General features: G+C 69.8%; 11 protein-coding genes. 6 read left to right on the plus strand and 5 right to left on the minus strand.

Going from position 1 to position 11,278, the window contains the following annotated elements; all coding sequences use genetic code 11:
* Window positions 1–36: 36 nt before the first annotated feature.
* Window positions 37–1,815 (minus strand): protein kinase, encoded by a 1,779-nt coding sequence (locus AB0H76_RS29060; protein WP_357330205.1) that lies wholly within the window; start codon window positions 1,813–1,815, stop codon window positions 37–39.
* A 57-nt stretch (window positions 1,816–1,872) separates the two neighbouring features.
* Complete coding sequence (locus AB0H76_RS29065; protein ID WP_357330206.1) at window positions 1,873–2,310, minus strand: hypothetical protein; 438 nt, start codon at window positions 2,308–2,310, stop codon at window positions 1,873–1,875.
* A 190-nt stretch (window positions 2,311–2,500) separates the two neighbouring features.
* On the opposite strand from AB0H76_RS29065, the gene AB0H76_RS29070 reads away from it, so the two are divergent.
* From AB0H76_RS29070 to AB0H76_RS29095, 6 genes are all read left to right on the plus strand, one after another.
* The gene (locus AB0H76_RS29070; RefSeq protein ID WP_357330207.1) at window positions 2,501–3,031 is read left to right on the plus strand and encodes a DUF6886 family protein; all 531 of its coding nucleotides are present in this window, start codon (window positions 2,501–2,503) and stop codon (window positions 3,029–3,031) included.
* Between the two features lie 62 nt (window positions 3,032–3,093).
* Complete coding sequence (locus AB0H76_RS29075; protein ID WP_357330208.1) at window positions 3,094–4,737, plus strand: CocE/NonD family hydrolase; 1,644 nt, start codon at window positions 3,094–3,096, stop codon at window positions 4,735–4,737.
* An 82-nt stretch (window positions 4,738–4,819) separates the two neighbouring features.
* Window positions 4,820–6,202, plus strand: coding sequence for a M20/M25/M40 family metallo-hydrolase (locus AB0H76_RS29080; RefSeq protein WP_357330209.1), 1,383 nt, complete (start codon window positions 4,820–4,822; stop codon window positions 6,200–6,202).
* 133 nt (window positions 6,203–6,335) lie between these two features.
* The gene (locus AB0H76_RS29085; protein ID WP_357330210.1) at window positions 6,336–7,175 is read left to right on the plus strand and encodes a lysophospholipase; all 840 of its coding nucleotides are present in this window, start codon (window positions 6,336–6,338) and stop codon (window positions 7,173–7,175) included.
* Between the two features lie 9 nt (window positions 7,176–7,184).
* A complete protein-coding gene (locus tag AB0H76_RS29090; RefSeq protein ID WP_357330211.1) occupies window positions 7,185–7,634 on the plus strand; it encodes a 6,7-dimethyl-8-ribityllumazine synthase in 450 nt (149 codons plus the stop codon).
* On the plus strand, window positions 7,627–8,043 hold the full coding sequence (locus tag AB0H76_RS29095) for a hypothetical protein (protein WP_357330212.1): 417 nt from the start codon (window positions 7,627–7,629) through the stop codon (window positions 8,041–8,043). Before AB0H76_RS29090 ends, AB0H76_RS29095 begins: the two co-directional genes overlap by 8 nt.
* Here AB0H76_RS29095 and AB0H76_RS29100 read toward each other — a convergent pair whose 3' ends face one another.
* From AB0H76_RS29100 to AB0H76_RS29110, 3 genes are all read right to left on the minus strand, one after another.
* Window positions 8,044–9,486, minus strand: coding sequence for a metallopeptidase (locus AB0H76_RS29100; protein ID WP_357330213.1), 1,443 nt, complete (start codon window positions 9,484–9,486; stop codon window positions 8,044–8,046). It lies immediately after the preceding gene.
* Window positions 9,487–9,603: 117 nt separating this feature from the next.
* Window positions 9,604–10,548, minus strand: a complete 945-nt coding sequence (locus AB0H76_RS29105) for an endonuclease/exonuclease/phosphatase family protein (RefSeq protein WP_357330214.1) — start codon at window positions 10,546–10,548, stop codon at window positions 9,604–9,606.
* 69 nt (window positions 10,549–10,617) lie between these two features.
* Window positions 10,618–11,226 (minus strand): aminodeoxychorismate synthase, encoded by a 609-nt coding sequence (locus AB0H76_RS29110; protein WP_357330215.1) that lies wholly within the window; start codon window positions 11,224–11,226, stop codon window positions 10,618–10,620.
* Window positions 11,227–11,278 lie beyond the last annotated feature (52 nt).

Raw genomic sequence — 11,278 nt, forward strand, 5'->3', positions numbered from 1 at the left:
GGCCCCTCCGACCCCTCGGGAGGGGCCGAGACCTGTTTATCCGAAGGTGACGATGAGCGCCAGCAGTAGCGCTGCCAGCAGCATCGCGTAGTAGCCCAGGCGGGCCCGGTGGGGCGACACCGGACGGCGGTGCGCGGGGGCACGATGCGACGCAATGCCCTCGCCGAGAACGATATTCAGTGCGGTTTCGGTGCGCGTCGCCCGGACGGCCACCGGCTTTCGCTCTACCAGCAGCGCCGTACCCGAGGGCAGTGACGGTGGCACCTGCACCGCCCAGGACTCCCCGAGCGCCAAGGCTTCGTCCGACTCGAAGCGATCACTCAGCAGCGACGACTCACTAACCTGCGGACTCGGCTCCTCGGCGAAATGCCCTGCGGCGGAGCACTCGTCCGGCACCGGCGAGCCTTCGGTTGGGGGCGATTCTGTCAACGGCGACTCGTCCGCAAGGCGGCCGGACAGTGCGCCCGCCTGCACCGGAGGCCGCCGATTCACACCGAACCGGGCTGTCGGGTACAGCCCGCGCGACAGGAAAGCCTCCACGCTGCGAGGTGCTGGCTGCGGTGGAGCGGCCACGGGCTGTGGCGGCCCGGCGGGTTGTGGCTCCTCCACGACAATCGCGAGTTCGGTAGTGGGCGGTTCGTCCAGCGATTCCGGGGCCGGCTCGGGCATTTTCGGCCATTCCCGCGGTGGGCTCGAAGTCGTCGGGGAAAGCGGCTGCGGCGTGACGGGATCGAGTGGATCCGCGGTGGCGGGTGCCTCCGTTTCGGGTTGCGATTTCTCCGGCGCTCGGGTCGCGGCGGGTCGGCTGTCCTCGAGCGGGGCCGGGTCCGACTGTTCGATGATCGGCGGGATCGCCGTGGTGGGTGAATCATCCCCGGTGGTCAGGTCTTCCGAGGGCCCCGGACTGTCCCAGGCGGTGCGGAGGGGCTGTTCTGCGGGGGGATGGTGGCCGGTTGCGGGGTGAGTGAGTGGCTGGGTGGTGGGTGTGGTGAAGGCGTCACGGACCGCGTCGACGAAATCGGTGCAGGTCGGGTAGCGGTCGGTGGGGTGTTTGGCCAGGGCCCGGGTCATGACCTGGTCGAGGGTGCTGGGGAGGTCGGGGCGCAGGGCGGCTACGGGCTGGGGTGGGTCGTGCAGGTGGCCCTTGATCATGGCGGCGGGGTTGGTGGCGGCGTGTGGGAGGGCGCCGGTGAGCATGCGGAAGAGGGTGCAGGCCAGGGAGTACTGGTCGGAGCGGTGGTCGAGGGGCAGGCCGCGGAGTTGTTCGGGGGCGGCGTAGGCGAGGGTGGCCAGGATGGTGCCGGGGCGGGTGGGGAGCGGCGAATCCGCGTGCAGGCGGGCGATGCCGAAGTCGGTGAGCAGGGCGGCTTCGGGGTGGGTGCGGGTGGGACGGGCCAGGAGGATGTTTGCCGGTTTCACGTCGCGGTGCAGGACGCCGGCGTGGTGGGCGTAGTCCAGGGCCGAGGCGGTGGTGCCGGCGAGGGCGATGACGCGGTCGGCGGGCAGGCTGCGCGGGGAGACGACGGTGGCGTCGCGGCCGTCGACGTACTGCATCGCCATCCACAGGCGGTCGTCCTCGACACCGCTGTCGTAGACCGCGACGATACCCGGATGGTGCAGGTGCGCAACGACTTCCGCTTCATCCGCGAAGCGGGCGCGGGTCTCCGGGTCGGCGGAGACGTCGGAGTTGAGCAGTTTCAGCGCGACGGGTCCGGCCATGGCGGGGTGCCGGGCGAGGTAGACGGCGCCCATGCCGCCGCGCCCGAGCGTGCCTTCGATGCGGTAGCCGGCGAAGACATCTCCCCTGTCCAGCATCAGACCTCCCGATCGTCTGCCGAATGATAGCCAGGGTCGGTGCGGGTACGGGCCGGTTCAGTAGCTGTTGCGGCGGACCACGGCGCCCAGGACGGTGAGATCGAGGTCACCGGAGGCCTCGGTCCAGCCCATGGCGCGCAGGTCGTCGGGGGCGGCGACGCCGAGCGCGTCGTGCAGGCCGTAGGCGACGGAGCGGGCGAATTCGACCAGCCCGCTCCAGGACAGCGGCCAGAACAGGATGCGATGCCAGTTGTCGATCTCGCGCCGCTGGATCGGCTCGTGCCAGCCCATATCGCGCAGGTGGTCGGCGGCGTCGAGCGAAATGGGCTGGGCCAGATACTGGTTGCCCGCCAGCTCGGCGGAGAGTTTGATGTCGTACTGGACGAACTGGACGTAGCGGTTGCCGGGGGCGGCGATGATCAGGGTGGCGCGAGACGGCAGTTCGGAGAGGCATTGCGCCAGTGCCTGCACGAATTCTTCCCAATCCGTGGTCACCGGCTCGCTCATTCTTCCCCCGGGTATCCGCACTGGCCCGATCATACGCCGACGTGCCTGAGACACCAGTCCCAATCGTGTTGGGAGAAAAGTCCGTTCGGGCTGGTCATACCCATCGGCAATCACCGCTGGCAGCGTCGGGCCCGGCGGTTTCCGGCCGCCCGTGCGGCGCGGCTGGTAAGACCAGAGCATGTATCCGGAACCGGGCCAGGTGCTGCATTTCTCCGAGGATTCCTCGATCGAGCACTTCGTCCCGCGCACGATCGAGGGCCGACCCGGGCCGTATGTCTGGGCAGTCGACGCGCACAACGCCCCGAGCTACTGGTTCCCGCGCGACTGTCCGCGCGCGATGGCCTGGACCACACCGGCCACCGCCTCACACGATCGCGCGCGGATCCTGGGCGGCCGCGACCGAGTCCACGCGATCGAGGACAGCTGGCTGACCGCGCTCCGCTCGGTGCGCTTGTTCGCCTACCGCCTGCCCGCCCCGCACTTCCGGCCGATCGGCGACCCCGAGCCGTTCGCCCTGGTGTCCGCCACGGCCGTCGCACCACTGGGCCCACCGGAACCCGTCGGCGATCTGCTCCGCCTGCACGAGCGGGCAGGCATCCAGCTCCGGCCGCTGCCCAGCCTCTGGCCGTTCTGGGACGCGGTCACCGCGAGTTCGCTCGGCTTCAGCGGCATCCGCCTGCGCCACGCCCGGCCGCGCGGCACGGAGTGATCTTGGTATCCCCTGGTTCCGGGGTCTGTACCGGGCGGGGGTGTACGAGCGATAGTCCTGGGGTGAGCGTGGTGGTACGGGTTCTGGCCGGAGTGGCCTTGGTGTTGGGGGTGCTGGCACCGGTGACGGTGGCGGAGCCGTTGGGGGTTGGCTTCCAGTGGCGGCAGACCTACATAGACGCGCCGGATGGGACGCGGCTGCACGCGGACATCCTGCGGCCCGAGGGCATCGCCGACGACGTCCGGACGCCGGTGATCCTGACTGTCAGCCCGTATCGCTCGCACACCGCGTTCATCAGCGCACCGCGCCTCGAGGGCGGGCCGTCGACCGACAATCTGCCGGTGGAGCCGGCCCTGCGCGCGGGGTACACCTACGTGATCGTGGACCTGCGCGGCTTCGGCGGCTCCAACGGCTGCCCGGATTACGGCGGGCCCGGCGAACGCGCGGACGTGGCCACCGCGGTCGAGTGGGTGGCGAGCCAGCCCTGGTCGACCGGCAAGGTCGGGATGGCGGGGGTGTCCTATGAGGCCTGGACCGGGCTGCTCGGATTGGCCGCGAAGCCGAAGGGGCTGGCCGCGGTGCTCGCATTCGAGCCGGTGGTCGATCCCTACTCCTACCTGTACATGCAGGGCGTGTCGTGGAAGTTCTCCGGAAAGCCGGTGACCGAGAACGGCATTCGGCCCGCCGACCAGGTCGGCGAGGAGCACCTGCTGATCGCCTCGACCCCGGGCCGCCCGGACGACTCCCCCGAGTACCAGGCCAACGCCCTGGACATGTCCGTGCGCTGCGGTGAGGAGTACCTGGCGCTGACCGCCGATCACAACGGCGACAACCCGGATTGGCGGGCCCGTGATCTCGTGGACGGCGTGCGGGGCAGCACGATTCCGCTGTTCCTCGGACAGGGCTTCCTCGACTACAACACCCGCGCCGACCGCGTCTTCGATCTGTGGAACGGCCTCGGTCCCGGCGATCACCGCGCCTGGTTCGGGCAGTGGGGCCACAGCGACTGCCGCGTCAAATGCGGCACACCGCAATTCGACGCCGAGATGATGGCGTTCTTCGACAAGCACGTGGCGGGCAAGGACGTGACCGTGCCCGGACCGCGCGTGACCGTCGGCCAGTTCGACGGCGGATGGCGCTCCGAAACCGCTTGGCCTCCCGTCGATTCCCGCAAGATCGCGGTCGATCTACGCACGGGCACCTACACCGATCGCGGCTTCGTTCCCGGCGCGGATCGCGAAATCTGGTCCATCTCACAGCCTTTGGCCCAGGCCACGCACCTGTCCGGAGTCGCCACCGCCGACCTGCGACTGAGCGGTCCAGCCTCGGCCACCGCCGCGGTGGAGCTCTACGACATCGGCCCCGACAACCGGGCCACCGTCATCACGCGGGGGATCGCCCCGGTCGCCGAGACCACGAACGTCCGGCTCCTCGGCCAGGATTGGCCGCTGGCCGCCGGGCATCGGCTCGGCGTGCGGATCACCGACGTGGTGGACGACGTGTGGTCGCACGCGCCGTCCAACGCTCAGGTCACCGTGCAGTCGGCTCGCCTGGACGTGCCACTGGTCCCGCAACGCCAACCCGACCTGACCGGCGGCGGCAGCGAGGCGCACGCGAAGTGGCGGGTCGAGAAGGTGATCACGCTGACGCCCGAGCTGGTGAGCAGTGCCTCGATCACGATGAACCTGCCCGGCGAAACCCGCTGACCGCCGAGCGCGGAGTCGTCGTCCGCGCCGCGGTGCTGAAGAATGCAGGGATGTTCATGACACAGCCCGCAACGGAAGCCCGATGAGCGGCGAGCCGGTGCCGCCGGTCGACGACGTGGTCGCCGAGCGGCTCGCCGTGGCCTTGCGGTGCGTCACCATCTCCGGTGATGCCGGCGAGCCGGTGAACAACGCGGGCATCTCCGCCGAGCCCGCGGACGCCGAATTCGCGAAGCTCGCCGAACATCTGGAGCACTCGTTCCCCCGCGTCCACGCCGAACTCGACCTGGAAACCCTCGGCCGCAGCCGCCTCTACCGCTGGCCGGGCACGGACCCCGACCAGGTCGCCGCCCTCCTGCTCGCCCACCAGGATGTGGTCCCGGTGGACGACGCGGACCGCTGGACGCACCCGCCGTTCGCGGGCGTGGTCGATCCGGAATTCATCTGGGGCCGCGGCGCGATCGACGACAAGAGCCGCGTGCTGGCGATCCTCGAGGCGGTGGAGGCGGCACTGGCCGCGGGCGTCCGGCCGAAGCGGACCATCTATCTGGCGTTCGGGCACGACGAGGAGGTGTTCGGCGACCGCGGCGCGGTACTGATGGCGCAGCGCCTGCGCGAGCGCGGCGTGCACGCCGACCTGCTGCTGGACGAGGGCGGCGTGATCACCCAGGGTGTCGCCGACGGCGTGGACGTGCCGGTGGCCACGATCATGGTGGGCGAGAAGGGCTATGCCACGGTCCGGCTGTCGGTGCGGGAAGTCGGCGGGCACTCCTCGATGCCGGGGCGTCAGACCGCGGTGGGCCGGCTGGCCCGCGCGGTGGCCCGCTTGCAGGACAGCCCGATGCCGACCCGCCTGATCCCGGTGATCGCCGACATGCTGAACCGCTTGCGGCACACCATGGCCGAGCCACGCCGCAGCCTGCTGAAGCTGGCCGGCAACGGTGTCGTCGCACCGCTGATCACCCGCATCATGGCCGCCACCCCGACGACCGAGGCGCTGGTGCGCACCACCACCGCGCCCACCGTCTTCCACGGCGGCGTGAAGGCGAACGTGCTGCCGCAGCGGGCCGAGGCGCTGGTGAATTTCCGGATCCTGCCCGGTGATTCGGTCGAGTCGGTGCTGGAACACTGCCGGAAGGTGGTGCGGGACAAGGGCATCGAGATCGAGGTCATCGGCGCGGCCTCCGAACCGTCGCCCGATCCGCGCGTCGGCCCCGCCTTCGACCTGATCGCCCGCACCGCGCAGTCCGTCGTCCCGGGCATCGCGGTGACCACCGGCCTGGTACCCGGCGCCACCGACTCCCGGCACTACGACGATCTGGCCGCCACCCGCTGCAATTTCGCGCCGATCGTGCTCACCCAGGCCGACATCGCCTCGATCCACGGTACCGACGAGCGCATCTCCCGGCTGAACTACGCCCGCCTGATCGAGTTCAACCGGCGGCTGCTCACCGAGCTCGCCGGCTGACCGGGCAATGGCACAACTGGCCCGATCGGTGCTGTGTCGAGCCACAGTTTCCCCGCCGATAGCCGACCCGGACCGCTAGTTTGATGACACGGGTGCTGGGCAGGCACCCCGCAGACATTCGTAAGGAGCGCACGTGACCCGCACCGAAGAAGGCAGTTTCGAGGGCGTCGGCAGCCGGATCGCCTGGCGCGCTTGGCTTCCCGACGGCGAGACGCGCGCGACGGTGGTGCTCGTGCACGGTGTCGCCGAGCACTCCGGGCGCTATGTCCACGTCGGGACGCGGCTGGCGGACGCCGGTTTCGCGGTGTACGCGCTGGATCACGTGGGGCACGGCAAGTCCGAGGGCGGCAAGGCGAACATCGGGACGCTGTCGGGTTCGGCCGACAATGTCGAGGCCATGCTCGAGCTCGCGGCGCGCGAACAGCCCGGCGTGCCGCGCTTCCTGCTCGGCCATTCGATGGGCAGCCTGATCGTGCTGTTCCGGGCCACCCGCGCGCCGTTGCAGGTGGACGGCATCGTGGTTTCCGCGCCGCCGCTCGACATTCCGGTCGGCAACCCGGTGCAGAAGCTGCTCGCCCCGGTACTGAGCCGGTTCACCCCGAATCTGGGTGTGCTGGGCTTGGATTCGGCGATGATCAGCCGCGATCCGGCCGTCATCGCGGCCTACGACAACGATCCGCTGGTGTACCGCGGCAAGCTTCCGGCCCGCACCGCCACCGAGATCCTGCACGGCAGCGAAATCGTGAAGAGCCGCCTGGACAAGCTGACCGCGCCCCTCCTGGTGCTGCACGGCAGCGCCGACGCCCTGGCCGCGCCGTCGAGTTCGGATCTGATCGAGCGCGGCGCCGGCTCGAAGGATCTCACCGTGCTGCGCTACGAGGGCCTCTACCACGAGGTATTCAACGAGCCCGAGCAGGACAAGGTGCTCGCGGATGTGGTCGAGTGGCTGCAGGCGCATATTACTCAGCAGTAGACTTCGGTCATGAACAACAAGGTCGCCTTCATCCGCGCCACTTGGCACAGCAATATCGTCGGCAAGGCCCTGGAGGGCTTCACCACCGAATACACCGACCTGGGCTTCGACCCGGCCGGTATCGACGTGTTCGAGGTGCCGGGCGCCTTCGAGATCCCGCTGCACGCCCAGCGCCTGGCCCGGTCCGGCCGCTACTCGGCGATCGTCGCCGCGGCCCTGGTGGTCGACGGCGGCATCTACCGGCACGATTTCGTCGCCCGCGCGGTGATCGACGGGCTGATGCGGGTCCAGCTCGACTCCGACGTCCCGGTGTTCTCGGTGGTGCTCACCCCGCACCATTTCCACGAGCACAGCGAGCACGTCAACTACTTCACCGAGCACTTCGTGACCAAGGGCGCCGAAGCCGCCCGCGCCCTGGCCAACACCGTGAACTCGTTGCGCAGCTTGCCCGTTGACTGACCCGGAGCCCGGCCGCCGCCGGATCACCGTCCTGGTGGCGCTGGCGCTGTTCAGCGCCGGGATGTGGGCGGCCTGGCTCGGCTGGGACACCGAGTACTACTACGTCGACGACGTCGCGCAGGGCCCGTACCGCCCGGTGCAAGTGATCGGTTGCGGCGCGGGCATCGTGCTCGCGAGCGTCGCGGCGTTCCTGTACCTGCGGCGGCCGACCACGATCCCGGCGGTGGCGGCGGCCGCGGTGCTGGGTTTCGCCGTGCCGTGGGCGACGCAGGCCTCGGCCGATTCCACCGGGCTGTGGGCCGTCGGCCTGCTGTTCCTGCTGATCGGCGGCGGCACCGGTTTGGTCGCGGTGCTGGCGGTGGTGCACCTGCTCCGCACCCTGCTGCTGGCCGCGCGCACGCGCCGCTAGCTAGGCGAACTTGGTCAGGCAGGCCTGCTCGCCGTCGAGCACGCCGTGCCGGAAGGCCTCCAGCCGCTGGTACCCGCTCTTGACGATCTTGCCGTCCACGTCGGCGGCCGCGATGCCGTCGGCCAGCAGGCCCGATACCGCCTCGTCCAGATCCTTGGCCGACAGCCGCGGATTACTTTCCGGCGCACTGAGTTTCGTGGTGAACGCCCCGCTCAGGCACACCGTGCGCAGGCCCGCGGTCTCCGCGCCGGTCAGGGTGAGTTTCCGATCCTGTTGCACGGCGAGCATATAGCGGGAGATGAAGACGATGAAGGCGTTGTAGTCGCCGTCCACGTCGGCGGACAGCACGTCCTCCTCGTTCGCCTTCTCGCCGCGCTCGGCCAGCGCCGCGACATTCGTGCCGATCTTGTTCGAACTCGGGCAGTACGAAACCGGTTCCGTGGTGGTGGTTTTCGGGCAGTCGCGCACCACGCCCTGATAGTCGAAGTCCGGCGCCTTCGTCACCGGAAACGCCTTGACCAGCGCCTGAGCGACGCTGTCCAGCGACTCCCTGTCGATCGGCAGTTGCCGCTGCTCCTCGTCGGCGACCTCGAAGCTGGTGGGCAGGTTGCCGCGCCGCTTGTTCAACTCGGACCGGTTGATCTGCTTGCACGCGGTCGCGCCGTCGGTGTAGCCGAGCTGCACCGCGGTCACCCGCTCGAAGGCCGAGCCGTGCTCGTTCTTCTTGTTGCTCGGATCGGTGTCGCGCACCGCGATGGTGGCGCCGAGCACGCCGTCGAGCCCGTCGGTCAGGTTCATCGTGAAATGCGGTGCGTCGCCCTCGGCCACATGGCGCAGGAAAACACCGGCCAGGCAGTCGGCCTGCTGCTCCTGCACCAGGGCGCTGGTGAAGAACCCGGTGATCTCGGCCTGCCCCTGGATGGCGTGCCCGTACTCGTGTGCCATCACCATGACCACGGCCAGCGGGTTGTACTTCTTCTCCAGCAGCGGGAACAACACGCCGCGGTCCCAGCCGATGGTGCGGTCCAGACCGCAGTAGGCGGCGTTGACCAGCTGATAGGTGGAGGCCTTGCAGAAGGTGATCGCGCTGTCCTTGGCGGCCCTGGCATCCCAGGAGAAGTATTTGCCGACCGGTTCGAAGGCGCCCGGAAAGGTCTTGGCGTACTCGGCTTTCCAGAACGCCTCGATGTCGGCGATCGCGTTCAGCGCGAGTTTGTCGACCGCTCCCCCATCGCCGTTCTGCGCGGTCAGCGCGGCGTCGGGGACGCCCTTGCGTGGCCCGCTCGGCCCCTCGGCCTGCACCGCACCGGCCAGTACCCACGGGTTGTTCGGATCCGCGATCACTGGTTGGGCGGCATCGTTTTTCGATAGCTCCGCGCAGCCGGACAGGGCGGCCCCCACCGCCAGCACCACCGCGAGCACCCCGAAGCGCCATCGTCCCATGTGAAATTCCTCCCCGGGTCCACCGCAGAGCAGGCCCGGGCCACCCGCCGAGCGTTCTCATCGTAATCGCCGGAACGCCAACGCGCGTATCACCTTTGCGGACGGATACGAAACCGGTCAGGGATTCATCCGCAGGCGGGCCAGCAGCGCGCGATGATCGGAGCCCGGAATCGACAGCGACCGGAGCTCTTCGGCCGTGCCGTCGGCGACGAGGATGTGGTCGATGCCGAGGACCGGGCCCCACCGTTTGCTGTCCGGCCAGGTCAGCATGGGCCCCGCGCCGACCAGATCGGCGGCGGAATCGAAGCGGCCCGCCACCAGCGCGCGGAAGGCCGCGTGGTCGCGGGTGGCGTTGAAATCCGCGCCGACGATCGCGGGACCCGTTTGCGCGTCCAGGATTTCGCGGATCCGCGGCATCTCCCAGCTCCACGCCGCGAAGTTCAGATTCGGCGGAATCGGGTGCAGGGCGAACACGGCGATGTCGCCGCGCTCCGGATGCCGCATGGTCGCGCCGAGATTGTTGATCTGGAAGCCCTCGAATCGCTGGGTGTCGCGCAGCGGATACCGGCTGTAGATGCCGGTGCCGCCCCCGCCGAGGCCGGGAACCAGGAACTGGTGTGGCAACTCCGCGCCGATCCCCGCGGCGGCGAACCGTTCGACGGCCTGCGGGGTCAGCTCGTCGACGGTCAGCAGGTCGACCTGTTCGGCGCGCACCGCGCGCAGCACCGCGTCCACGTCGGCCTCGCCGAACAGGATATTGGACTGCATCACAGTCACTTTCGGCCCCGCCGCCGCGTGCCCGTTCGGAACGAAGATCGGCAGCTGCGTCCACAGTGCCACCGCCACAACGACTCCCGCGACCGCCGCGCTGCGCCAGCCGCGCGCGATCAGCACCAGCACCAAGCCGACGAGCGCACCGGCCATCAGATACGAGGCCCCCGAAGCCGCCAGCGTCAACAGCTCCCACCGCCAGTTCCCCAGATGCAATACGACCCCGGTAACCCCCGCGAGCACAGCGAGCCACCCCACCCCGAGCAACGCCCGGTCCAACCATCTACGCATCACTGAACCCTAGGTGGCCCAGATGGACCGACTGTGCACCCCGTGTGCGGATTCGGTGCGGATCCGAGCTCAGGACGCCGTCGTGCGCGGCCCCGGCAGCACCGCGTAGCCCGGAGATTGTTGCAGGACAAGAAGATCCGCGTACGGGCGGGAGGGATCGTCGGCGAAGTGGGCGCGTTCCTCGGCGGTCCACTCGTCCCAGAAGGGTCCGAGCCCGGCCCCGTCCCGCTCCCGGCCGCGCTCCCAGGCCTCCTCGGGCGCGCACTCCATCCACAGCAGCTGCGCCAGGTGCGGCCGCACGCCGCGCCGCCCCGCGCCGACGCCGTCGAGCAGCACCACCGGCTCGGCCAGCAAGGCGCGCTCACCCCCGAATTCGCACTGCTGCCAGTCGTAGGCCCGATAGAACGCGGTGTGCCCCCAGCGGAACGGCCGCAGCACCTGCTCGCGCAACCGATCGGTCCACTGGAAGAACTCGCTGTGCGTCGCGAGGTCGTCCAATCTCAGCACCGGCGCGCCCCCGAGCACCTCGGCCAACTGCGCCGCGAACGTGCTCTTGCCCGACCCCGCATGCCCGTCCACCCCGACCAGCCGCACCGGCCCGCAGGACGGCGGTAGCGCCCGTAGCCTGCGCGCGAGCACACTCAGGTCATCGGTTTCCTTGGGTAGGAGGGGATCCATACCGGCCACTCTAGGTGGGCGGCTGCGGCCGACCGGCCCGCGACGCGGCCCA

It is taken from the genome of Nocardia sp. NPDC050712 (assembly GCF_040654295.1).
Lineage (GTDB): Bacteria > Actinomycetota > Actinomycetes > Mycobacteriales > Mycobacteriaceae > Nocardia.

Coding starts and splice junctions, on each gene's coding strand:
- AB0H76_RS29080 (WP_357330209.1), top strand. CDS start 4,820: ATGAGCGGCGAGCCGGTGCCGCCGGTCGACGACGTGGTCGCCGAGCGG.
- AB0H76_RS29100 (WP_357330213.1), bottom strand. CDS start 9,486: ATGGGACGATGGCGCTTCGGGGTGCTCGCGGTGGTGCTGGCGGTGGGG.
- AB0H76_RS29090 (WP_357330211.1), top strand. CDS start 7,185: ATGAACAACAAGGTCGCCTTCATCCGCGCCACTTGGCACAGCAATATC.
- AB0H76_RS29105 (WP_357330214.1), bottom strand. CDS start 10,548: ATGCGTAGATGGTTGGACCGGGCGTTGCTCGGGGTGGGGTGGCTCGCT.
- AB0H76_RS29110 (WP_357330215.1), bottom strand. CDS start 11,226: ATGGATCCCCTCCTACCCAAGGAAACCGATGACCTGAGTGTGCTCGCG.
- AB0H76_RS29070 (WP_357330207.1), top strand. CDS start 2,501: ATGTATCCGGAACCGGGCCAGGTGCTGCATTTCTCCGAGGATTCCTCG.
- AB0H76_RS29060 (WP_357330205.1), bottom strand. CDS start 1,815: ATGCTGGACAGGGGAGATGTCTTCGCCGGCTACCGCATCGAAGGCACG.